At 57.1% G+C, this 22,887-nt stretch carries 18 protein-coding genes and 1 riboswitch; of the genes, 13 read left to right on the top strand and 5 right to left on the bottom strand.

All coding sequences use genetic code 11. The features are described 5' to 3' along the window. Positions 1–124: 124 nt before the first annotated feature. Positions 125–337: a 50S ribosomal protein L31 gene (rpmE, locus tag FND52_RS20290; protein WP_125294936.1), complete on the top strand. Its 213-nt coding sequence runs from the start codon at positions 125–127 to the stop codon at positions 335–337. Between the two features lie 54 nt (positions 338–391). Here rpmE and metJ read toward each other — a convergent pair whose 3' ends face one another. After that, positions 392–709 (bottom strand): met regulon transcriptional regulator MetJ, encoded by a 318-nt coding sequence (metJ, locus tag FND52_RS20285; RefSeq protein WP_015966498.1) that lies wholly within the window; start codon positions 707–709, stop codon positions 392–394. A 290-nt stretch (positions 710–999) separates the two neighbouring features. On the opposite strand from metJ, the gene metB reads away from it, so the two are divergent. The 3 genes from metB (at position 1,000) to metF (ending at position 5,711) form a co-directional block, all read left to right on the top strand. Continuing rightward, positions 1,000–2,160, top strand: coding sequence for a cystathionine gamma-synthase (metB, locus tag FND52_RS20275; protein ID WP_144132962.1), 1,161 nt, complete (start codon positions 1,000–1,002; stop codon positions 2,158–2,160). Between the two features lie 2 nt (positions 2,161–2,162). After that, entirely contained in the window at positions 2,163–4,595 is a 2,433-nt protein-coding gene (locus FND52_RS20270; protein WP_125294933.1) for a bifunctional aspartate kinase/homoserine dehydrogenase II, read from the top strand. 225 nt (positions 4,596–4,820) lie between these two features. Next, on the top strand, positions 4,821–5,711 hold the full coding sequence (gene metF / locus FND52_RS20265; protein ID WP_125294932.1) for a methylenetetrahydrofolate reductase: 891 nt from the start codon (positions 4,821–4,823) through the stop codon (positions 5,709–5,711). A gap of 232 nt (positions 5,712–5,943) precedes the next feature. Here metF and ppc read toward each other — a convergent pair whose 3' ends face one another. Together ppc and argE are read right to left on the bottom strand one after the other, a co-directional pair. Further along, positions 5,944–8,595 (bottom strand): phosphoenolpyruvate carboxylase, encoded by a 2,652-nt coding sequence (gene ppc, locus FND52_RS20260; RefSeq protein WP_125294931.1) that lies wholly within the window; start codon positions 8,593–8,595, stop codon positions 5,944–5,946. Between the two features lie 271 nt (positions 8,596–8,866). Then, positions 8,867–10,018 carry an acetylornithine deacetylase gene (gene argE, locus FND52_RS20255; protein ID WP_144132960.1) on the bottom strand — a complete coding sequence of 384 codons (1,152 nt, stop codon included), beginning with the start codon at positions 10,016–10,018 and terminating at the stop codon, positions 8,867–8,869. A 185-nt stretch (positions 10,019–10,203) separates the two neighbouring features. Here argE and argC point away from each other — a divergent pair, with 185 nt between their 5' ends. The 5 genes from argC (at position 10,204) to oxyR (ending at position 15,871) form a co-directional block, all read left to right on the top strand. Further along, entirely contained in the window at positions 10,204–11,208 is a 1,005-nt protein-coding gene (argC, locus tag FND52_RS20250) for an N-acetyl-gamma-glutamyl-phosphate reductase (RefSeq protein WP_144132958.1), read from the top strand. 7 nt (positions 11,209–11,215) lie between these two features. Beyond that, positions 11,216–11,992 carry an acetylglutamate kinase gene (gene argB, locus FND52_RS20245; RefSeq protein WP_144132956.1) on the top strand — a complete coding sequence of 259 codons (777 nt, stop codon included), beginning with the start codon at positions 11,216–11,218 and terminating at the stop codon, positions 11,990–11,992. Positions 11,993–12,018: 26 nt separating this feature from the next. Next, positions 12,019–13,236, top strand: coding sequence for an argininosuccinate synthase (locus tag FND52_RS20240; RefSeq protein WP_144132954.1), 1,218 nt, complete (start codon positions 12,019–12,021; stop codon positions 13,234–13,236). A 96-nt stretch (positions 13,237–13,332) separates the two neighbouring features. Continuing rightward, positions 13,333–14,706 carry an argininosuccinate lyase gene (gene argH / locus FND52_RS20235; RefSeq protein WP_125294926.1) on the top strand — a complete coding sequence of 458 codons (1,374 nt, stop codon included), beginning with the start codon at positions 13,333–13,335 and terminating at the stop codon, positions 14,704–14,706. Between the two features lie 247 nt (positions 14,707–14,953). Beyond that, the gene (gene oxyR / locus FND52_RS20230; protein ID WP_125294925.1) at positions 14,954–15,871 is read left to right on the top strand and encodes a DNA-binding transcriptional regulator OxyR; all 918 of its coding nucleotides are present in this window, start codon (positions 14,954–14,956) and stop codon (positions 15,869–15,871) included. Here the strand turns inward: oxyR and sthA are convergent. Next, positions 15,854–17,254 (bottom strand): Si-specific NAD(P)(+) transhydrogenase, encoded by a 1,401-nt coding sequence (gene sthA / locus FND52_RS20225; protein WP_125294924.1) that lies wholly within the window; start codon positions 17,252–17,254, stop codon positions 15,854–15,856. The two genes, oxyR and sthA, sit on opposite strands and share 18 nt — an antisense overlap. Before the next feature lie 192 nt (positions 17,255–17,446). Here sthA and fabR point away from each other — a divergent pair, with 192 nt between their 5' ends. Both fabR and FND52_RS20215 read left to right on the top strand, forming a co-directional pair. Beyond that, a complete protein-coding gene (fabR, locus tag FND52_RS20220; RefSeq protein WP_040460042.1) occupies positions 17,447–18,082 on the top strand; it encodes an HTH-type transcriptional repressor FabR in 636 nt (211 codons plus the stop codon). A 13-nt stretch (positions 18,083–18,095) separates the two neighbouring features. After that, the gene (locus tag FND52_RS20215; protein WP_125294923.1) at positions 18,096–18,455 is read left to right on the top strand and encodes a YijD family membrane protein; all 360 of its coding nucleotides are present in this window, start codon (positions 18,096–18,098) and stop codon (positions 18,453–18,455) included. A 50-nt stretch (positions 18,456–18,505) separates the two neighbouring features. Here FND52_RS20215 and trmA read toward each other — a convergent pair whose 3' ends face one another. After that, a complete protein-coding gene (gene trmA / locus FND52_RS20210) occupies positions 18,506–19,612 on the bottom strand; it encodes a tRNA (uridine(54)-C5)-methyltransferase TrmA (protein ID WP_144132952.1) in 1,107 nt (368 codons plus the stop codon). Between the two features lie 113 nt (positions 19,613–19,725). Beyond that, positions 19,726–19,910, top strand: a riboswitch (cobalamin riboswitch). A 68-nt stretch (positions 19,911–19,978) separates the two neighbouring features. On the opposite strand from trmA, the gene btuB reads away from it, so the two are divergent. Together btuB and murI are read left to right on the top strand one after the other, a co-directional pair. Beyond that, positions 19,979–21,820 carry a TonB-dependent vitamin B12 receptor BtuB gene (btuB, locus tag FND52_RS20205; protein WP_144133077.1) on the top strand — a complete coding sequence of 614 codons (1,842 nt, stop codon included), beginning with the start codon at positions 19,979–19,981 and terminating at the stop codon, positions 21,818–21,820. Next, positions 21,765–22,616, top strand: a complete 852-nt coding sequence (gene murI / locus FND52_RS20200; protein WP_125294921.1) for a glutamate racemase — start codon at positions 21,765–21,767, stop codon at positions 22,614–22,616. The genes btuB and murI overlap by 56 nt, the downstream gene beginning before the upstream one ends. The last annotated feature ends 271 nt before the right edge of the window (positions 22,617–22,887 follow it).

Genomic DNA, 22,887 nt, shown 5'->3' with positions numbered 1-22,887 from the left:
TCCCCGGCGCGTCGCCCTGCAGTGAGCACACCAGCAGGACGGCATGAGACGGAGAATTTATCAACTTCGCGTGGTGTCTGGCGTTAGGGCCGGAAGAGCGACGCGGCCTTCACTGAGGTTTCCCATGAAAAAAGGTATTCACCCGAATTACGCAGAAATTACTGCAACTTGTTCTTGCGGTAATGTGATCAAGACTCACTCAACTGTGGGCCACGATCTGAACCTGGACGTTTGTGGCAAATGCCACCCGTTCTACACCGGCAAACAGCGTGACGTTGCTACCGGTGGCCGTGTTGACCGCTTCAACAAGCGTTTCAGCATCCCGGGCGCTAAATAAGCACCACGGAAAGAAAAGGCGCCGCAAGGCGCCTTTTTTGTCTCTGTTTGCCGATCAGTATTCCCACGTCTCCGGGTCGATACCCAGTTCACGCATAATCACTTTCGCCTCTTCCGGGATTTCATCGCTGCGCTCTTTACGCAGATCTTCATCGTTCGGCAGCGGCTGGCCGGTAAAAGCATGCAAAAACGCTTCACACAGCAGTTCACTGTTGGTGGCGTGACGCAGATTGTTCACCTGACGACGGGTACGTTCATCAGTGAGGATTTTTAACACCTTCAGAGGAATGGAAACCGTAATTTTTTTTACTTGCTCACTCTTCTTACCGTGCTCAGCGTATGGGCTGATATATTCGCCGCTCCATTCAGCCATGTTATACCTTTCATCCTCTCAATATTGATAGTGGACCGGGGCCGGTCTGGCGGGCCACAGCCATAAACGCGATAGTGCCGCGCACAGGGAATTCCGTCGCACGACTGCTCTAAACACACAATTTTAACGGCTAATTCGGTTTTGCTCAATCTATACGCAAAGAAGTTTAGATGTCCAGATGTATTGACGTCCATTTCTTCTGTGGTTACTCTGTGGGCAGACTTTGAACCGATTCCCGATTATCCCGCGAAAAGGCCGGGATCAGTCCTTCAGCCAGGAAGCCGCTCAACATGACACGTAAACAGGCCACCATCGCAGTACGCAGTGGATTAAACGATGACGAACAGTACGGCTGCGTTGTCCCGCCCATTCATCTTTCCAGCACCTATAACTTCACCGGCTTTAACGAGCCGCGCGCCCATGACTATTCTCGCCGCGGTAACCCGACGCGTGATGTGACCCAGCGCGCACTGGCGGAACTTGAAGGCGGCGCAGGGGCGGTATTGACCAATACCGGGATGTCGGCAATCCATCTGGTGACCACGGTTTATCTGAACCCGGGCGATCTGCTGGTTGCGCCGCACGACTGCTACGGCGGCAGCTACCGCCTGTTCGATAGCCTGGCGAAACGCGGTTGCTACCGGGTGCTGTTTGTCGATCAAAATGATGACGCGGCATTGAAAGCGGCGCTGGCGGAAAAACCGAAGCTGGTGCTGATCGAAACGCCGAGCAACCCGCTGCTGCGCGTGGTGGATATCGAAAAAATCTGCCGCCTGGCCCGCGAAGCCGGGGCGGTAAGCGTGGTGGACAATACTTTCCTGAGCCCGGCGCTGCAAAATCCGCTGTCGCTCGGTGCCGATTTAGTGCTGCACTCCTGCACCAAATACCTCAACGGCCATTCCGATGTGGTGGCTGGCGTGGTGATTTCCCGTGATGAAGAGACCGCCGTTAATCTGGCCTGGTGGGCGAATAATGTTGGCGTCACCGCCGCGGCGTTTGACAGCTATTTATTACTGCGCGGCCTGCGCACGCTGGTGCCGCGTATGGATATCGCGCAGCGTAACGCGCTGGCGATTGTCGACTATCTGAAGACCCAACCGCTGGTGAAAAAGCTGTATCATCCTTCTCTGCCGGAAAACCAGGGCCATGAGATCGCGGCTCGCCAGCAGAAAGGTTTTGGCGCGATGCTCAGCTTTGAAATCGACGGCGACGAAGAGACGCTGCGCCGCTTCCTTGGCGCGCTTGAGCTGTTTACACTGGCGGAATCGCTCGGCGGGGTGGAAAGCCTGATCTCCCATGCCGCGACCATGACCCATGCGGGCATGGCACCTGAAGCGCGCGCCGCCGCAGGTATTTCCGAGACGCTGCTGCGCATCTCGACCGGTATTGAAGACAGTGAAGATTTACTTGCTGACCTGGAAAATGGCTTCCGGGCAGCGGCTAAGGGGTAAGCATGAGTGTTTCAGCGCCTGCAGGGGCGAAAGGTCGTCAGCTGCATAAATTTGGTGGTAGTAGCCTTGCGGATGTGAAGTGTTACCAGCGTGTGGCCGGCATTATGGCCGAGTATTCGCAGCCGGACGACATGATGGTGGTTTCCGCCGCAGGCAGCACGACTAACCAGTTGATCAGTTGGTTGAAACTGAGCCAGACGGATCGCCTGTCCGCCCATCAGGTTCAGCAGGCGCTGCGCCGTTACCAGAGCGAATTAATTAGCGGGCTGCTGCCCGCCGATAAAGCGGACGATCTGATTAGCGGCTTTATCCACGATCTGGAGCGCCTGGCGGCGCTGCTCGACGGCACCATTACCGATGCGGTGTATGCCGAAGTGGTGGGCCACGGCGAGATTTGGTCGGCGCGTTTGATGTCCGCCGTGCTGAATCTCCAGGGCATTGACGCCACCTGGCTGGACGCGCGCGAATTTTTACGCGCCGAGCGCAGCGCGCAGCCGCAGGTGGATGAAGGCCTCTCTTATCCTTTATTGCAGCAGCTTCTGGTCCAGCATCCCGGCAAACGCGTAGTGGTGACGGGCTTTATCTGCCGCAATAACGCGGGTGAAACCGTACTGCTGGGGCGTAACGGCTCTGACTATTCTGCAACCCAAATTGGCGCGTTGGGCGGTGTTTCCCGCGTCACTATATGGAGCGACGTGGCGGGCGTATACAGCGCCGACCCGCGTAAAGTGAAAGACGCCTGTCTGCTGCCGTTACTACGGCTGGATGAAGCCAGCGAACTGGCGCGCCTTGCCGCCCCGGTGCTCCACGCCCGTACCCTTCAGCCGGTTTCCGGCAGCGATATCGATTTGCAGCTGCGTTGCAGCTACAACCCGGAGCAGGGCTCCACGCGCATTGAGCGTGTGCTGGCTTCCGGCACCGGTGCGCGCATTGTCACCAGCCATGACGATGTGTGCCTGATTGAACTGCTGGTGGCCCCGGATCAGGATTTCAAACTGGCGCATCAGGACACGCTGAACGTACTGAAGCGTGCGCAGATCCGCCCGCTGTCGATTGGCGTTCATCCCGACCGCCGTTTACTGCAACTGTGTTACACCTCGGAAGTCGTGGGCAGCGCGTTCAGTACCCTGGAAGCCGCCGCGCTGCCGGGCGAACTGCGCCTGCGTGAAGGGTTAGCGCTGGTGGCGATGGTGGGCGCGGGCGTGTGCCGCAACCCGCTGCACAGCCACCGCTTCTGGCAGCAGTTGAAAGATCAGCCGGTGGAGTTTATCTGGCAATCGGAAGAGGGCATCAGCCTGGTGGCCGTGCTGCGCGTCGGCCCTACCGAAAGCCTGATTCAGGGCCTGCACCAGACGCTGTTCCGCGCCGAGAAACGTATCGGCCTGATGCTGTTCGGCAAAGGCAATATCGGCTCCCGCTGGCTGGAACTGTTCGCCCGCGAGCAGGAAACGCTTTCCGCCCGCACTGGTTTTGAATTTGTGCTGGCGGGCGTGGTGGATAGCCGCCGCAGCCTGCTGAGTTATCAGGGGCTGGACGCCAGCCGCGCCTTAGCTTTCTTTAATGACGAAGCCCAGGATCACGATGAAGAGTCGCTGTTCCTGTGGATGCGCAACCATCCGTATGACGATCTGGTGGTGCTGGACGTCACGGCAAGCGAAGAGTTGGCCGATCAGTATCTGGACTTCGCCAGCCACGGTTTCCACGTGATCAGCGCCAACAAGCTGGCGGGTGCCAGCACCAGCAACAAGTATCGCCAAATCCGCGATGCGTTCGCCAAAACGGGCCGTCACTGGCTGTACAACGCCACCGTGGGCGCAGGGCTGCCGGTCAACCATACCGTGCGCGATCTGCGCGACAGCGGCGATTCGATTCTGGCCATCAGCGGCATTTTTTCCGGGACGCTCTCCTGGCTGTTCCTGCAATTTGACGGCAGCGTGCCGTTTACCGACCTGGTGGATCAGGCCTGGCAGCAGGGCTTAACCGAGCCGGACCCGCGCGTCGATCTGTCCGGGAAAGACGTGATGCGCAAGCTGGTCATCCTCGCGCGCGAAGCGGGCTACGACATCGAACCTGACCAGGTGCGCGTGGAGTCGCTGGTGCCGCAGGGTTGCGAAGATGGGTCGGTGGATCACTTCTTTGAAAACGGCGATGCGCTGAACGACCAGATGGTGCAACGCCTGGAAGCCGCCCGGGAAATGGGCCTGGTGCTGCGCTATGTGGCGCGTTTCGATGCCAACGGCAAAGCGCGCGTCGGCGTGGAGGCGGTGCGTCCTGAGCATCCGCTGGCGTCACTGCTGCCGTGCGACAACGTGTTTGCCATCGAAAGCCGCTGGTATCGCGATAACCCGCTGGTGATCCGTGGCCCGGGTGCCGGACGCGACGTCACCGCCGGGGCGATTCAGTCCGATCTCAACCGCCTGGCCCAGCTGCTGTAACCTGATATGCGCCTTCCGCCCCCGCTGGCAAAAGGCGCTTTCCCTTTCTGTGACGTCTCATCCTGAATTTTTTTCACGTTCGCTGAATATTCCTCAATTCATTCTGGTGATTTTTCAGTTGACGCGATGGCGCTTTTCCGTCATTTTTACATCTGGACGTCTAAACGTATAGAAGTCAAAAAAACACAACAGCCAATAATGACAAGCGAGTGATGAGGTAAGGGTATGAGCTTTTTTCACGCCAACCAGCGGGAAGCACTGAATCAGAGTCTGGCCGAAGTAGCCGGGCGTATTAACGTTTCCTTTGAGTTTTTCCCGCCGCGCACCAGTGAAATGGAACAGACCCTGTGGAATTCCATCGATCGTTTGAGCAGCTTGAAGCCAAAATTCGTTTCCGTCACCTATGGCGCAAACTCCGGCGAGCGCGACCGCACCCATAGCATTATCAAAGGCATTAAAGATCGCACCGGTCTGGAAGCGGCACCGCACCTGACCTGCATCGACGCCACCCGTGATGAGCTGCGCACTATCGCTCGTGATTACTGGGAAAACGGCATTCGCCACATCGTGGCCCTGCGCGGCGATTTACCGCCGGGCAGCGGAAAGCCGGACATGTATGCCGCCGATCTGGTGGGCCTGCTGAAAGAAGTGGCGGATTTTGATATTTCCGTGGCGGCGTACCCGGAAGTGCATCCGGAAGCGAAAAGCGCCCAGGCGGATTTACTGAATCTGAAGCGCAAAATTGACGCGGGTGCCAACCGCGCCATCACCCAGTTCTTCTTCGATGTGGAAAGCTACCTGCGCTTTCGCGACCGCTGCGCGGCGACCGGTATCGATGTGGAAATCATTCCGGGCATTCTGCCGGTATCTAACTTCAAGCAGGCGAAAAAATTCGCTGATATGACCAACGTGCGTATTCCGGCGTGGATGGCGCAGATGTTCTCTGGCCTGGATGACGATGCGGAAACCCGCAAGCTGGTGGGCGCGAATATCGCCATGGACATGGTGAAAATCCTCAGCCGCGAAGGAGTAAAGGACTTCCACTTCTATACCCTGAACCGCGCGGAAATGAGCTACGCCATTTGCCATACCCTGGGCGTTCGCCCGACAGTATAAACTCCTCAAAGCATGCCCGGCGCATAACGCTGCCGGGCATGTCGTTCATCATATCCCGCCAGCGCTTTTTCAATAGCCGTATCCCAAATATCATGAGCCGCCAGATAATGCAGCGGTGCGCCAACAAATGAGTTAAATAATGGAAGAAGGCTTCTGGCGCATCTACGTATGGGGTGTGGAGTCGCCAGCGGCGAGAAATAAACGCCCCGGACGATGCCGGGGCGGAGGAGCGTTAGCCGGTGTTACGCATACCGGCAGCAACGCCAGCGATGGTGACCATCAGCGCCTGTTCAACGCGCGGGTCCGGTTCTTTGCCTGCTTCTTCCGTCAGGCGGGAGCGGTGCAGCAGCTCGGCCTGGAGAACGTTTAGCGGGTCGGTGTAGATATTGCGCAACTGGATCGACTCGGCAATCCACGGCAGATCCGCCATCAGATGGGAGTCGTTGGCGATATCCAGCACCACTTTGATGTCGGCTTCCAGCAGCTCACGCAGCTCTTTGCCGAGCGGCCACAGCTCTTTCTTCACCAGGCGCTGATCGTAGTATTCCGCCAGCCACAGGTCGGCTTTGGAGAACACCATTTCCAGCATGCCGAGGCGGGTCGAGAAGAACGGCCAGTCTCGGCACATGGCTTCCAGCTGGCCCTGCTTACCGTCTTCCACCACTTTTTGCAGCGCCGCGCCTGCGCCCAGCCAGGCGGGCAGCATCAGGCGGTTTTGCGTCCAGGCGAAGATCCACGGAATGGCGCGCAGGGATTCCACACCGCCGTTCGGGCGACGTTTCGCCGGGCGCGAACCCAGCGGCAGTTTGCCCAGCTCCAGTTCCGGCGTTGCGGAGCGGAAATAGGGGACGAAGTCGGCGTTTTCACGCACGTAGCCACGATACATGTTGCAGGAAATGGTCGACAGCTCGTCCATGATGTGACGCCATTCGGCTTTCGGCTCCGGCGGTGGCAGCAGGTTAGCTTCGAGGATCGCGCCGGTATAAAGCGACAGGCTGCTGATGGTGATTTCCGGCAGGCCGTATTTAAAGCGGATCATCTCGCCCTGTTCGGTCACGCGCAGGCCGCCTTTCAGGCTGCCCGGGGGTTGAGACAGCAGCGCCGCATGGGCAGGCGCGCCGCCGCGACCAATGGAGCCGCCGCGTCCGTGGAACAGCGTCAGGGCGATACCCGCTTTCTCACAGGTTTTGATTAACGCATCCTGTGCCTGGTATTGCGCCCAGGAGGCTGCCATCACGCCTGCGTCTTTTGCAGAGTCGGAATAGCCAATCATCACCATCTGCTTGCCCTGGATAAAGCCGCGATACCAGTCGATATTCAGCAACTGGGTCATCACGTCGTTAGCGTTATTCAGGTCGTCGAGGGTTTCGAACAGCGGGGCAACCGGCAGCGCAAAGCCAATGCCCGCTTCTTTAAGCAGCAGATGTACCGCCAGCACGTCGGACGGGGTTTTCGCCATCGAAATTACGTAGGCGGCGATAGAGCCCTGCGGCGCTTCGGCGATCACCCGGCAGGTGTCCAGCACTTCACGGGTTTCTTCGCTCGGCTCCCACTGGCGCGGCAGCAGCGGACGTTTGGAGTTCAGTTCGCGGATCAGGAACGCCTGTTTGTCGGCTTCTGACCAGCTTTCGTAATCGCCAATGCCGAGGTAGCGGGTCAGTTCACCCAGCGCTTCAGTATGACGAGTGCTTTCCTGGCGGATATCGATACGCACCAGCGGTACGCCGAAGCACTTCACGCGGCGCAGAGTATCAAGCAATTCGCCGTTGGCGATAATGCCCATGCCGCAGGCCTGAAGCGACTGATAGCAGGCGTAAAGCGGCTCCCACAGCTGCTCATTTTGGGTCAGCAAACCTTGCGGCTTCGGCAGTTTCTGGCCTTTCAGGCGCGCTTCCAGCCAGGCCTGAGTGGCGGTGAGCTGGCTGCGAATGCCTTTCAGCAGATAGCGATACGGCTCAGATGCCCCCGCTTCGCCGACGCGCTCGCGCAGCTCGTCGGTACATTCCACCATCGACAGTTCGGAAATCAGGACGTGAATATCACGCAGGAACAGGTCGGTGGCTTTCCAGCGGCTCAGCAGCAGCACGTGGCGGGTGATATCGGCGGTGACGTTCGGGTTGCCGTCGCGGTCGCCGCCCATCCAGGAGGTAAAACGCACCGGCACAAAATCCACCGGCAGTTTGTAATCCAGGTGCTCCTGCAACTGTTCGTTCAGTTCACGCAGATAGCTGGGAATGCCTTCCCACAGGCTGTTTTCCACCACCGCAAAACCCCATTTCGCTTCGTCGATGGGGGAAGGGCGGTTTTTACGAATTTCATCGGTGTGCCAGGACTGGGCAATCAGCTGGCGCAGACGGCGGGTGATCTGGTTGCGTTCGTAGTCGGCGATGTCTTTATGGTCGAGCTGACGCAGGCAGTTATTCACTTCGCCCATTTTATGGATCAGCGTGCGACGGGTAATTTCGGTGGGGTGTGCGGTCAGCACCAGCTCCAGGGAAAGCGACTCAACGGCCTGTTTAATCGCCGCTTCGCTCAGGTTCGGCTGGTCTTTGAGTTTACGCAGCGTGCGGGCAATCACTTCCGGGTTGCTGGCGGCTTCTCCTTTGGGGGAGATGCTGTGGTATTGCTCGGCGGTATTGGCCAGGTTCAGAAACTGGCTAAAGGCGCGGGCCACCGGAAGTAACTCATCGTTGGACAGATTTTGCAGCGTGGTCAGCAGTTCTTGCCGATTTGCTTCATTGCCAGCACGTGAGGACTTCGACAATTTGCGGATTGTTTCTACGCGGTCAAGAATGTTCTCTCCGAGTGCATCCTTGATGGTATCCCCGAGCAGCTTGCCGAGCATACTGACATTACTACGCAAAGCGGAATATTGTTCGTTCATAAAACCCAGACACCCCATCTCATATGTATATGTCCTCAATATTTCGAACCACAGCCGCGTTGGCAGCGCCCCCGAAATCTTTCGGACTTGAACTACGTCTTTTCTTTTATAAAGCCACGTAAACCACCATTCGTCAATTGCGGCGAAATCGCTTCAGCAAACGAATAAATCGCGACAATTTACGAAATTTAATTCGTTTCGCGCCAGATAAGCATTACTTATGGAAATGTGACAAAAGTCACCCTCCGACGTAACGGGAGGGTGATGCAGATCAGTGCCAGCAGAAGTGATGAACAACCTGGGTAATCAGTTCACGGGTCGGTTTAATAAACCGGGTTTCCAGGTATTCGTCCGGTTGATGTGCCTGGTTAATGGAGCCGGGGCCAAGTACCAGCGTCGGGCAGAGCGTCTGAATAAACGGCGCTTCGGTGCAGTAGTTCACCACATCGGTTTGCGCGCCGAGTAACTCCTCCACCACCTTCACCAGCTGATGATCCGGCGGGCATTCGTAGCCAGGGATTGGCGGGTGCAGCTCTGCCACGTTCAGACGGCCAGGCCAGCGGCTGCTGACCGGTTCCAGGGCTTCTTCCAGTAATCCATTAAGATCGTTAAGGGTCATCCCCGGCAGCGGGCGAATATCCAGATGCAGCTCGCAGCAGGCGCAAATTCGGTTGGCCGCATCGCCGCCGTGGATGTGGCCGAGATTGAGCGTCGGATACGGCACGGTAAAGGCTTCATAGTGATAGCGCTCTTTCAGGTTATCGCGCAGTGCCAGAATACGGCCAATAGCGTCATGCATCAGTTCGATGGCGTTTACGCCGCGTGCCGGATCGCTGGAGTGGCCCGACTGGCCCAGCACCCGGATCGCGCTGGAGATATGCCCTTTATGCGCGCGGATCGGCTGCAAAGAGGTCGGTTCGCCGATAATCGCGCAGTCCGGGCGCAGCTGGGTGGTTTCGGCAAAATAGCGCGCCCCCGCCATGCTGGTCTCTTCGTCCGCCGTCGCCAGAATGTAGAGCGGCTTTTTCAGCTGCGTCACGTCCACATCGCGCAGCGCATCAAGAATAAAGGCGAAAAAACCTTTCATGTCGGCGGTGCCCAGACCGTACAGCTTGTTGTCGTGCTCGGTCAGGGTGAAGGGATCGCGCGTCCAGCGCCCGTCGTCAAACGGCACCGTGTCGGTATGGCCTGCCAGCAGTAATCCGCCCGCGCCCTGGCCGATACTCGCCAACATATTGAATTTGTTGCGAGTTCCCGGAACCGGCTGAACTTCAACGTTAAAACCCAGATCGCCAAACCAGGACGCCAGTAAATTGATTAAAGACGCATTACTCTGATCTAACGCGGCTTCGGTCGCACTGATGGACGGAGTCGCGATTAATGCGCGGTAAATCTCGATAAACGGCGGTAATTTCATTTTCACTGTTGACATACCTTAGGTCGTGATAGTATCAATATTCATGCAAATTAAGTGAATAAAAATACATTAACGGTGAGCAAAAAGGAACCGCATCGCGCAGCCTCCTGAAAACGCTCGCTAACGTGGCAAAAGCAGACGCTTTTGCCCCAGGTAATTTCTCGTGACGATAAAGAAGGTGAACAGCCCCGATGTTGAATACGCTGATTGTTGGTGCCAGTGGTTATACCGGCGCAGAGCTCGCGACCTATGTCAATCGCCATCCACATATGAACATAACCGCATTGACGGTCTCAGCGCAAAGCAATGATGCAGGAAAATTACTCTCCGATTTGCATCCTCAACTGAAAGGCATTGTCGATTTGCCGCTGATGCCGATGTCCGATATCAGCGAGTTCACCCAGGGCGTTGACGTGGTGTTTCTGGCCACGGCGCACGAAGTGAGTCACGACCTGGCGCCGCAGTTCCTCGACGCAGGCTGCGTGGTGTTCGATTTATCCGGCGCGTACCGGGTGAACGATGCGGCGTTTTACCAAAAATTCTACGGGTTCTCCCATCAGCATCCGCAACTGCTGGAGCAGGCGGTGTACGGTCTGGCGGAGTGGAGCCGCGACGCGCTGAAAGAAGCCAAACTGGTTGCCGTACCGGGTTGCTACCCGACGGCGGCGCAACTGTCGCTTAAGCCGCTGATCGACAACAATTTGCTGGATTTGGCCCAGTGGCCAGTGATCAACGCCACCAGCGGCGTGAGCGGTGCAGGGCGCAAGGCGGCGATGTCCAACAGCTTCTGCGAAGTGAGCCTGCAACCCTACGGCGTATTTACCCATCGCCATCAGCCGGAAATTGCGACCCATCTGGGCGCACAGGTGATTTTTACCCCGCATCTGGGCAACTTCCCACGCGGGATTTTAGAAACCATCACCTGCCGCCTGAAACCGGGCGTGACGGCTGAACAGGTGGCGCAGACGTTCAGCGACGCCTACGGCGATAAACCGCTGGTGCGTCTGTATCAGAAGGGCGTTCCGGCGCTGAAAAATGTGGTGGGCTTGCCGTTCTGCGATATCGGTTTTGCTGTTCAGGGCGAGCATCTGATTGTGGTGGCCACGGAAGATAACCTGCTGAAAGGCGCTGCGGCGCAGGCGGTGCAGTGTGCCAATATTCGTTTCGGCTTCGCTGAAACTCAGTCACTTATTTAACGGTGCAATGATGAATCCATTAATTATCAAATTAGGTGGCGTACTGCTGGATAGCGAAGAGGCGCTGGAGCGTCTGTTCACCGCGCTGGTTAACTACCGCGAGACCCACCAGCGCCCGCTGGTGATTGTCCACGGCGGCGGCTGCGTGGTGGACGAGCTGATGAAGAAGCTCAATCTGCCGGTGACAAAGAAAAACGGCCTGCGCGTCACGCCTGCCGATCAGATTGACATCATCACCGGCGCGCTGGCGGGCAGCGCCAACAAAACGCTGCTGGCCTGGGCGAAGAAACATCAGCTGCCGGCGGTGGGCCTGTATCTTGGCGACGGCGACAGCGTAAAAGTGAGCCAGCTGGATGATGCGCTTGGCCACGTCGGCAAAGCCGAACCGGGCTGCGCAAAACTGATTACTACCCTGCTGGACGCTGGTTTTATGCCGGTGGTCAGCTCTATCGGCGTGACCGATGCGGGCGAACTGATGAACGTCAACGCTGACCAGGCCGCTACGGCGCTGGCCGCCACCCTCGGTGCGGATCTGATCCTGCTTTCCGACGTCAGCGGCATTCTGGACGGCAAAGGGCAGCGCATTGCTGAGATGACTGCCGCAAAAGCCGAACAGCTGATTGCCCAGGGCATCATCACCGATGGTATGGTGGTGAAAGTGAATGCGGCGCTGGATGCGGCGCGCACGCTGGGCCGCCCGGTGGATATCGCCTCCTGGCGCCATGCCGAGCAGTTACCCTCTTTGTTTAACGGGACAGCCATCGGCACCCGGATCTTAGCCTAATTAAAGCTTCATAAAGGAAAAAGAAAATGCAAAACCACGGCATCAAAAAAGTTGTTCTCGCTTACTCCGGCGGCCTGGATACCTCCGCGATCATTCCATGGCTGAAAGAAAACTATGAAGGTTGCGAAGTGGTGGCCTGCGTGGTGGATATCGGCCAGGACCGTGACGATCTGAAAGGCGTTGAGCAAAAAGCCCTGCGCACCGGCGCGAGCGAGTGCTATGTGGTCGATGCGCGTGAAGAGTTCATCAAAGATTACGTTTATCCGGTACTGCAAACCGGCGCGCTGTACGAAGGCAGCTATCTGCTGGGGACGTCCATGGCGCGCCCGCTGATCGCGAAGGCGCTGGCGGATGTGGCGATGAAAGTCGGCGCGGATGCGCTGTGCCACGGCGCGACCGGTAAAGGCAACGATCAGGTGCGTTTTGAATCCGCCTGGGCGGCGCTGGTCCCGAACCTGAAAGTGATTGCCCCATGGCGCGAGTGGAACCTGCGTTCCCGTGAAGCGCTGCTGGATTACCTGAAAGAGCGCGATATCCCGACCACCGCGACGCTGGAAAAAATCTACAGCCGTGATGAGAACGCCTGGCATATCTCTACTGAAGGCGGCGTGCTGGAAAGCCCATGGAATGCCTCCAACAAAGACTGCTGGGTCTGGACCGTCGATCCGCAGGAAGCCCCGGACGCGCCTGAGCAGGTCACCGTCACCGTTGAGAAAGGCAAAGTGGTTGCCGTAAACGGCGAGTTCCTGAGCCCGTTCCAGTGCCTGGAAGTGCTGAACAAACTCGGTGCGAAACATGGCGTGGGCCGTATCGATATCGTGGAAAACCGCCTGGTGGGCATTAAATCCCGCGGCTGCTACGAAACCCCGGGGGGCACCATCATGATGGCGGCGCTGCGCGGCGTTGAGCAACTGGTGCTGGACCGCGATAGCTTCAAATGGCGCGAGCAGGTTGGCCTGGAGATGTCTTACGTGGTGTACGATGGCCGCTGGTTCGCACCGCTGCGCCAGTCCCTGCAGGCAGCGGCAGAATCGCTGGCAGAAGGCGTTAACGGTGAAGTGGTACTGCAACTCTACAAAGGCCAGGTGACGGCGATCCAGAAGAAATCCGCTAACAGCCTGTACAGCGAAGAGTTCGCGACCTTCGGCGAAGACGAAGTGTATGACCACAGCCACGCGGGCGGCTTTATCCGTCTGTTCTCGCTCTCTTCACGTATCCGTGCGCTGAACGAGCAAAAGAAATAATCAGACGTGTTGTCTTAAGCGTTAACGTAGCAAACCTGGCGGGTAGCGATATCCGCCTTGATTTTATCGACTGGATTAACATTTACGGAGCGGGTTATGGCACTTTGGGGTGGGCGTTTTACTCAGGCAGCGGATCAGCGGTTTAAACAGTTCAACGACTCGTTGCGATTCGACTATCGCCTGGCGGAGCAGGATATTGTGGGCTCTGTCGCCTGGTCTAAAGCGCTGGTGACCGTGGGCGTTCTCACTGCCGATGAGCAGGTGCAGCTTGAGCAGGCGCTGCAAACGCTGCTGGAAGAAGTGCAGACGAACCCGCAGCAAATTCTTGAGAGCGATGCCGAAGATATCCACAGCTGGGTGGAAGGCAAGCTGATCGATAAAGTCGGCCAGCTGGGTAAAAAGCTGCACACCGGGCGTAGCCGTAACGATCAGGTCGCCACCGACCTGAAGCTGTGGTGCAAGATGACCGTGGGCGAGTTGCTGAATGCGACCCGCGAACTGCAACGCGCGCTGGTGGAAACCGCCGCCAGTAACCAGGACGCGGTAATGCCGGGGTACACCCATCTTCAGCGCGCCCAGCCGGTGACGTTTGCTCACTGGTGTCTGGCGTACGTTGAAATGCTGGCCCGCGATGAAAGCCGCTTGCAGGATACGCTGAAACGTCTGGACGTCAGCCCGTTGGGCTGCGGCGCGCTGGCAGGCACCGCTTACGATATCGACCGTGAACAGCTGGCTGGCTGGCTGGGTTTTGCCTCCGCCACCCGCAACAGTCTGGACAGCGTGTCCGACCGCGACCACGTGCTGGAACTGCTTTCCGATGCCTCTATCGGCATGGTGCACCTTTCCCGTTTTGCTGAAGACCTGATTTTCTTCAATACCGGCGAAGCGGCGTTTGTTGAGCTGTCGGATCGCGTGACTTCGGGTTCATCCCTGATGCCGCAGAAGAAAAACCCGGATGCGCTGGAGCTGATTCGCGGCAAATGTGGCCGCGTGCAGGGCGCGTTAACCGGCATGATGATGACCCTGAAAGGCTTGCCGCTGGCCTACAACAAAGATATGCAGGAAGACAAAGAAGGGCTGTTTGATGCGCTCGACACCTGGTTTGACTGCCTGCAGATGGCAACCCTGGTGCTGGACGGCATTCAGGTGAAACGCCCGCGTTGTCAGGAAGCAGCAGAGCAGGGCTACGCCAACGCCACCGAACTGGCCGATTACCTGGTCGCCAAAGGCGTACCGTTCCGCGAAGCGCACCATATCGTGGGTGAAACCGTGGTAGAAGCCATTCGCCAGGGCAAAGCGCTGGAAGCCCTGCCGCTGGCCGATTTACAGAAATTTAGTACCGTGATTGGCGACGATGTGTATCCGATCCTGTCGCTGCAATCTTGTCTTGATAAGCGCTCGGCAAAAGGCGGCGTATCGCCGCAGCAGGTCGCAACCGCAATTAGCGAAGCGAAAGCGCGTTTAGCGTAATCGTATTTTGCTCCACTCGGCCTGGCGTGGTGCCAGGCTTTTTTTTGCAAAAAAAAAGCGGACATCAAGTCCGCTAAAAATTTACGTTGGCTTTAGTTATTCCGTTGAGGGTTTTTCAGCTCACATTGCGGGGTAAGGCAGTGTCGCTTCGTTGTTGGCTATTATTTGTCATTTCGCTTGATAGGGATAATCGTTGGTTGCTATTCTATCTATCGCCATGGGCTATCGTGGCGGCGGAGGATGATTAATGAATATTCGTGATCTTGAATACCTGGTCGCACTGGCCGAGCACCGTCACTTTCGACGTGCCGCCGATGCGTGCCATGTCAGCCAGCCGACCTTAAGCGGACAAATCCGCAAGCTGGAGGACGAACTGGGTGTGATGTTGCTTGAGCGCACCAGCCGAAAAGTCCTGTTTACTCAGGCTGGCTTGCTGCTGGTGGATCAGGCGCGCACCGTATTACGCGAAGTCAAAGTGCTAAAGGAAATGGCCAGCCAACAGGGCGAGGCGATGTCCGGCCCGCTGCATATTGGCTTAATCCCGACCGTAGGCCCGTACTTGCTGCCGCACATCATTCCGATGTTGCACCAGACTTTCCCGAAACTCGAAATGTACCTGCATGAAGCGCAGACCCATCAGCTGCTGGCGCAGCTGGATAGCGGCAAGCTCGACTGTGCGATCCTGGCGCTGGTGAAAGAGAGCGAAGCCTTTATCGAGGTGCCGCTGTTTGATGAGCCGATGCTGCTGGCGGTCTATGAAGATCATCCGTGGGCGGGGCGCGAACGCGTGCCGATGTCCGAACTGGCGGGTGAAAAGCTGCTGATGCTGGAAGACGGCCACTGCCTGCGCGACCAGGCGATGGGCTTCTGCTTTGAAGCAGGCGCGGATGAAGATACCCACTTCCGGGCAACCAGCCTGGAAACGCTGCGTAACATGGTTGCGGCGGGCAGCGGGATCACCTTACTGCCCGCGCTGGCGGTGCCCAACGAGCGCCGCCGCGACGGCGTGGTGTATCTGCAATGCTTTAAGCCGGAGCCGCGTCGCACCGTGGGTCTGGTTTACCGTCCAGGCTCGCCGTTGCGTAACCGCTACGAACAGCTGGCGGAGGCCATCCGCTCAAAAATGGATGGCCATTTCGACCCGGCGTTAAAACAGGCGGTTTAAGCCGTTCAGTGCCGCTACCCGATAGGCTTCCGCCATGGTCGGGTAGTTAAAGGTGGTGTTAACGAAGTATTCGATGGTGTTGCCGCCACCTTTTTGCTCCATTATCGCCTGGCCGATGTGAATAATTTCGGCCGCGCGCTCGCCAAAACAGTGAATACCCAAAATTTCTTTCGTCTCGCGATGGAAGAGGATCTTCAGCGTGCCCACGTTCATCCCAACGATTTGCGCCCGCGCCAGGTGCTTAAACTGCGCCCGGCCCACTTCATACGGTACTTTCATCGCGGTGAGCTGCTGCTCGGTTTTACCCACTGAGCTGATCTCCGGGATGGTGTAAATACCGGTCGGGATATCTTCCACCAGATGCGCGCTGGCTTCGCCTTTGATCATCGCCTGCGCCGCGATGCGGCCCTGATCGTAAGCGGCTGATGCCAGGCTCGGGTAACCGATCACATCGCCCACGGCATACACGTGCGGCAGTGCGGTCTGGTACATGCTGTTGACCTTCAACAGCCCGCGCCCGTCGGCTTCAAGACCGATGTTACCCAGCGCCAGCGAATCGGTATTCCCGGTGCGTCCGTTGGCATACAGCAGGCAGTCGGCTTTGACTTTTTTACCGGACTTCAGGTGCATGATCACCCCGTCGTCCAGCCCTTCGATGCGCTCGTACTCTTCGTTGTGGCGAATCACCACGCCGCTGTTCCAGAAGTGATAGGAGAGCGAATCGGACATCTCCTGATCGAGGAACGCCAGCAGCCGGTCGCGGGTGTTAATCAGATCGACCTTGACGTTCATCCCGCGGAAAATCGACGCGTATTCGCAGCCGATCACCCCTGCGCCATAAATAATCACGTGGCGAGGTTCGTGGTGCAGGCTGAGGATCGAGTCGCTGTCGTAGACGCGCGGATGGGTGAAATCGACATCTTCCGGGTGATACGGGCGCGACCCGCAGGCAATGACGAACTGCGCGGCGGTCAGGTTCTCCACCGTGCCGTCATGGCATACCAGCGCGAGGGTGTGTTCATCCACAAAATGGGCGTCACCCTGCAAAATCTCGCAGCGGTTGCGCTCGTAAAAGCCTTGTCGCATGCGGGTTTGCTGGTTAATCACGCTGTCGGCGTGGTTAAGGATATCGGCAAAGGATGAACGGAGTAATCGGGTGTGATCGCTGTAAAGCGGGTTTTGGTTAAATTCAATAATGCGGCTGACGGCATGACGGAGTGCTTTCGACGGGATGGTGCCCCAGTGGGTACAACCGCCGCCGACGTTGTGGTAGCGCTCAATGACCGCGACCCGTGCTCCTTGCTTAACCAGTCCCATAGCAGCGCCTTCGCCGCCGGGGCCGGAACCAATCACTATTGCGTCATAATCGTAGGTGTGTGGCATGGTAAGGCAGACCTGTTCTTATACATAAAAACAACAGAATGGTAACATTATCGGGACGATAACCCAATTGTTACTGTGCTTTTTCCTGAGGAACGCGAGACAGCTCGCGTAAACAGTCATTCACAATCCAGTATAAACCCGGTAATTTTATTGGCTGGCAGTGTGCCATTCGACAGGAAGGATTCAGGCAACGTGATGGGTGTAAGAGCGCAACAGAAAGAACGTACCCGGCGGTCGCTCGTAGAAGCGGCGTTCAGCCAACTGAGCGCTGAAAGAAGTTTTGCCAGTCTGAGCCTGCGTGAAGTCGCCCGTGAGGCGGGTATTGCGCCCACCTCCTTTTATCGGCATTTCAGAGATGTGGATGAACTGGGGCTGACCATGGTGGATGAAAGCGGTTTGATGCTGCGCCAGCTGATGCGCCAGGCGCGCCAGCGCATCGCCAAAGGCGGCAGCGTGATCCGCACCTCTGTGTCCACGTTCATGGAGTTTATCGGCAACAACCCTAACGCGTTTCGCTTATTGCTGCGCGAGCGCTCCGGTACTTCGGCGGCGTTTCGTGCCGCGGTGGCCCGGGAAATCCAGCATTTTATTGCGGAACTTGCCGACTATCTGGAACTCGAAAGTCACATGCCGCGAAGTTTTACTGAAGCGCAGGCCGAAGCGATGGTCACCATCGTGTTCAGCGCCGGCGCGGAAGCCCTCGACGTTGGCCCCGAGCAGCGTCGTCAACTCGAAGAGCGGCTGGTATTGCAACTGCGGATGATCTCCAAAGGCGCGTATTACTGGTATCGCCGCGAACAAGAAAAGTTAGCGCAACATTCCGACTAGTGAAGGACGAGCAATGAAACCGTCATATCAAGAAAAAGGCACCTTACTGCTGGCATTAATCGCCGGCCTCTCTGTTAATGGCACATTCGCGGCGCTGTTCAGCTCCGTAGTGCCGTTTTCTGTCTTCCCGATTATCGCACTGGTTCTGACGGTGTATTGCCTGCATCAGCGTTACCAGGATCGCACCATGCCGGTGGGCCTGCCGAGCCTTGCCGCTGGTTGCTTCATTCTGGGCGTGCTGGTTTACAGCGCGGTGGTGCGTGCGGAATACCCGGCCATCGGCTCCAACTTTCTGCCGTCCGTGCTGGCGGTGGCGCTGCTGTTCTGGATTGGTTACCGCCTGCGTAATCGCCCGAACCACGTCACTGAATAATCCGGCCAGATGCAAAAAACCCCAAAAACACGTTTTGGGGTTTTGTCTTTTTAGCGGCTTTTCGCGCTGAGCAGTACGCCGCATTCCATATGGTGGGTGTAAGGGAACTGATCGAACAGCGCCAGCCGCTCCACGTTGTGGGTTTGCGACAGGGTTTCCAGGTTCTGGCACAGCGTCTGCGGATTGCAGGAAATGTACAGAATACGCGGGTACGCCTGCACCATCTTCACCGTCTCGTCATCCAGCCCGCTGCGCGGCGGATCGACGAAGATCGTTTCACACTGGTAGCTTTTTAAGTCGATCCCCTGCAAGCGGTTGAATTCACGCACGCCGTTCATCGCCTGAGTAAACTCTTCCGCCGCCATGCGGATAATTTGCACGTTGTCGATATGATTGGCGGCAATGTTGTACTGCGCGGCAGCTACCGACGGCTTGGCGATTTCCGTGGCCAGCACGCGGCGGAAATTGCGCGCCAGCGCCAGCGAAAAGTTACCGTTGCCGCAGTACAGCTCCAGCAAATCGCCCTGTGAGCCACGGGTAACGTCCAGCGCCCACTCCAGCATCTGCACGTTCATGGCGGCATTCGGCTGGGTAAAGCTGTTCTCTACCTGGCGGTAAATCATCTCTTTGCCGTCCACCACCAGGCGCTCGTCGATGAAATCCTGGTCGAGTGCGATCTTGGTTTTAGTCGCGCGGCCAATCAGATGCACATTGAGATTTTTAGCGAGCAGCGCATCACGCAGCTCGGTGGCCTGCGCCTGCCATTCTTCATCGAGCTTCTTGTGATACAGCAGCGACACCACGGCTTGATCGCTTTGCGTGGAGAGATAGTCAATCTGGAACAGCTTATGGCGCAGCACCGGATTATTGCGCACGCCGTCAATCATCGCGCTCATCAGGGCGTTAATCAGCTCGCTGGCGGCAGGGAAGCTATCTACCCGGATTCGCTGTTTAGTCTGCTGATCGAAAATGATGTGATACAGGTCGTCGCCATCGTGCCAGATACGGAACTCGGCGCGCATCCGGTAATGGCTGAGCGGCGAGCGGAACACCTCCGGCGCAGGGGCGTTAAAAGGCGTCATCATTTCCTGCAGACGGACTACCTTCTCGGCCAGCTGCGCGTCGTACTGTTCGGTGGGGAGGTGCTCTGGCGTCATCATGCGTTCCTGGTGATAAAAATTTACGCAGGGGATTGTAGGGATTGCAGCCGTGATGTCCAGCCTTGTATGGCTGTTTACGCATGGAAGTCTGGACATCCATATGGCGATGCAGGTAGCATTCGCGTTCCGGTTCGAAAAGATAAAAATGGGAATCCAGTGAAAATCTGGAGCTGACGCGCAGCGGTAAAGACAGGTGGGACGAACGCATTCGTGCAGACACTGCTTAATAAAGTGGGAAGTCTTCGTCCAGTAAACGCCTCCAAGCCCGAAGACCTGCCGGAATACGTCGCAATTTTCACGATCATCGCGTGCTATCGGTCGTGAGTGCGGCATCCTTTTATTAGCTGGATGCTTTATATAATGATGATAAAAAAACTCGCGCTGCTGACGGGCCTTTCCGTTACGGCGTTTTCCGTCTGGGCGCAAAGCAGTGCCGACACCATGGTGGTGACCGCCAACCGTTTCCAACAGCCCGTCAATACCGTACTTGCTCCCACCGACGTGGTGACTCGCGCAGAGATCGACAAATGGCAGGCGCGCACGGTGGTGGATGTGCTGCGCCGTCTCCCTGGCGTGGATATCGCGCAGAACGGCGGAATGGGTCAGTCCGCCTCCGTGTACGTGCGTGGTACCGAAGCCAAACAGCTGCTGATGCTGATCGACGGCGTGCCGGTGGCGCGTTCCGGTATTTCTAACGATCCCGAACTGAATCAACTTCCGCTTTCCTTAGTGCAGCGTATCGAGTTTATCCGCGGCCCACGTTCGGCGGTGTATGGCTCCGGCGCGATTGGCGGCGTGGTAAACATCATTACCCAAACCGGGGATGAGAAATCGCAGATTAACGCCAGCGTGGGTTCTAACAGCTATCAGACCTATGACGGCGCGTTGCATCAGCGTTTTGGCGATACGGTGGCGACGGTTGCAGGTGCCTATACCAGCACCAAAGGATTCAACGTTCAGCCGGACTCTTCCTGGGCGCGTGACGACGATCGCGACGGCTATCGCAACAAAACCTTCTGGGGCAGCCTGCAACATAAATTCAATGATAATTTTGACGGCTTCTTCCGCGGCTACAGCTTTACCAATAACGTCGATTACGATCAGGGTAACTACGGCTACGACGCGGGCGGCGATGAACGCCAGCTGTATAGCCAGAACTGGGATACCGGCCTGCGCTTTAACTCCGGCATCTATTCTTCTCAGCTGATCGCCAATTATCAGAAGAGTAAAGATTACAACTACAGCAGCATTTATGGCCGCTATAACGACGGCACCACGCTGGACGATATGGAACAGCGTTATATCCAGTGGGGCAATAACGTGGTGGTCGGCCACGGCTCGGTGAGCGCAGGCGTTGACTGGAAGCAGGAGCGTCTGACCTCCTCAGATAACTACGCGCGCGACGTGTATAAACGTGAAAACACCGGCCTGTATCTCACCGGTCAGCAGCAGTTTGGCGATGTGACCCTGGAAGCGTCTGGCCGTGAAGACCATGATGACGAATTCGGCTGGCACGGAACCTGGCAGACTGCCGCGGGCTGGGAGTTTGTCGATGACTATCGCGTGACCGTTTCTTACGGCACCGGCTTCCTGGCACCGTCTCTGGGGCAGCAGTACGGCGCAGAGCGTTTCGGTATCGCCTCTAACCCGAATCTCAAACCGGAAGAGTCGAAACAGTGGGAAGCCGGGCTTGAAGGCCTGACCGGCCCGGTGGACTGGCGTCTCTCCGCGTATCGCTATGAGATCGATAATCTGGTGACTTACAGCCAGACGGCGTATTACAACATCAACTCCGCCACTATTAAGGGCGTGGAGTGGACGGGTAATGTGGATACCGGCATCTTCTCTCATCGCGTAACGTTGCAGTACATCGACCCGCGTGACGATGAAACCGATGAAGTGCTGCCGCGCCGCGCTAAACGCCAGGCAAAGTATCAGCTCGACTGGACGATGTTTGATGTGGATATGGATATCGCATGGCAGTACTTTGGCCGCCGCTATGATAACCGCTCGTCAAGATATAATCCTGAGCAGCGGGTATTACCGAGCTACAGCACTGTCGATATTTCCGCATCATATCCGGTAACGTCTCACCTCACAGTTCGTGGTAAAATAGGTAATCTGTTGGATAAAGATTACGAGACGGCTTATGGCTACCAAACTGCTGGACGAGAATACACCTTGTCAGGCAGCTACACCTTCTGATGCGCGTCCCACCGTACTGGTCTTTGACTCCGGTGTCGGTGGGCTGTCTGTCTATGATGAGATCCGGCAACTGCTGCCGGATCTACATTACATCTACGCGTTCGATAATGTCGCGTTCCCGTACGGTGAAAAGACCGAAGAATTTATCGTTGAGCGCGTGGTAGACATCGTCACTGCGGTTCAGCAGCGTTATCCCCTGGCGATTGCCATTATTGCCTGCAATACCGCCAGTACGGTTTCCCTTCCGGCCCTGCGCGAAAAATTCGCGTTCCCGGTCGTGGGCGTGGTTCCCGCGATTAAACCCGCTGCGCGCTTAACGGCGAACGGCGTGGTGGGGCTACTGGCGACCCGCGCGACGGTGCGCCGTCCTTATACTCACGAACTGATTTCCCGCTTTGCTAACGAATGCCGGATTGAAATGCTGGGATCGGCGGAGCTGGTGGAACTGGCTGAGGCGAAGCTGCATGGTGAGCCGGTCTCCCTCGACGAGCTGCGTCGCATCCTGAAGCCCTGGCTGCGGATGCCGGAGCCGCCGGATACGGTTGTGCTGGGTTGCACCCATTTCCCTTTATTGCAGGATGAGCTGCTCAGCGTACTGCCGGATGGCACCCGGCTGGTGGATTCCGGCGCGGCGATAGCCAGACGAACCGTCTGGTTGCTTGAGCATGAAGCGCCTGATGCAAAATCTTGCGATGAAAATGTGGCGTACTGCATGGCGCTCAGCCCGGAAACTGCGCAATTATTACCCGTTCTGCAACGATACGGCTTCGCAAAGCTCGAAAAACTGCCACTTTAAAGGCAATTTGGGCAAAAAAGAGACGGTTGATTTATTTTTTGAAAACAGGGCTTGTCACCGTCAGAGAAGTCCCTATAATGCGCCACCACTGACACGGAACAACGGCAAATAAGCCGGCCGGTCAGCGAAGTCCCTCCGGGGAGTTCGGCAGGGAAAAGCGAAAATTAACGCTTGACTCTGAAGCGGGAAGTCGTAATATACGCACCCCGCGCCGCTGAGAAAAAGCGAAGCGGCACTGCTCTTTAACAATTTATCAGACAATCTGTGTGGG

Origin of the sequence: Atlantibacter subterraneus, from assembly GCF_007570865.1 — a bacterium.
GTDB classification, from domain to species: domain Bacteria; phylum Pseudomonadota; class Gammaproteobacteria; order Enterobacterales; family Enterobacteriaceae; genus Atlantibacter; species Atlantibacter subterraneus.
The sequence above is the reverse complement of the archived record's forward strand: the minus strand, read 5'-3'. Positions and strand labels throughout refer to the sequence as shown.

Excerpts from the sequence above, each read along its gene's own strand:
- rpmE (WP_125294936.1), top strand. The coding sequence starts at position 125 with ATGAAAAAAGGTATTCACCCGAATTACGCAGAAATTACTGCAACTTGT.
- metJ (WP_015966498.1), bottom strand. The coding sequence starts at position 709 with ATGGCTGAATGGAGCGGCGAATATATCAGCCCATACGCTGAGCACGGT.
- metB (WP_144132962.1), top strand. The coding sequence starts at position 1,000 with ATGACACGTAAACAGGCCACCATCGCAGTACGCAGTGGATTAAACGAT.
- FND52_RS20270 (WP_125294933.1), top strand. The coding sequence starts at position 2,163 with ATGAGTGTTTCAGCGCCTGCAGGGGCGAAAGGTCGTCAGCTGCATAAA.
- metF (WP_125294932.1), top strand. The coding sequence starts at position 4,821 with ATGAGCTTTTTTCACGCCAACCAGCGGGAAGCACTGAATCAGAGTCTG.
- ppc (WP_125294931.1), bottom strand. The coding sequence starts at position 8,595 with ATGAACGAACAATATTCCGCTTTGCGTAGTAATGTCAGTATGCTCGGC.
- argC (WP_144132958.1), top strand. The coding sequence starts at position 10,204 with ATGTTGAATACGCTGATTGTTGGTGCCAGTGGTTATACCGGCGCAGAG.
- argB (WP_144132956.1), top strand. The coding sequence starts at position 11,216 with ATGATGAATCCATTAATTATCAAATTAGGTGGCGTACTGCTGGATAGC.
- FND52_RS20240 (WP_144132954.1), top strand. The coding sequence starts at position 12,019 with ATGCAAAACCACGGCATCAAAAAAGTTGTTCTCGCTTACTCCGGCGGC.
- argH (WP_125294926.1), top strand. The coding sequence starts at position 13,333 with ATGGCACTTTGGGGTGGGCGTTTTACTCAGGCAGCGGATCAGCGGTTT.
- oxyR (WP_125294925.1), top strand. The coding sequence starts at position 14,954 with ATGAATATTCGTGATCTTGAATACCTGGTCGCACTGGCCGAGCACCGT.
- sthA (WP_125294924.1), bottom strand. The coding sequence starts at position 17,254 with ATGCCACACACCTACGATTATGACGCAATAGTGATTGGTTCCGGCCCC.
- FND52_RS20215 (WP_125294923.1), top strand. The coding sequence starts at position 18,096 with ATGAAACCGTCATATCAAGAAAAAGGCACCTTACTGCTGGCATTAATC.
- trmA (WP_144132952.1), bottom strand. The coding sequence starts at position 19,612 with ATGACGCCAGAGCACCTCCCCACCGAACAGTACGACGCGCAGCTGGCC.
- btuB (WP_144133077.1), top strand. The coding sequence starts at position 19,979 with ATGATAAAAAAACTCGCGCTGCTGACGGGCCTTTCCGTTACGGCGTTT.
- murI (WP_125294921.1), top strand. The coding sequence starts at position 21,765 with ATGGCTACCAAACTGCTGGACGAGAATACACCTTGTCAGGCAGCTACA.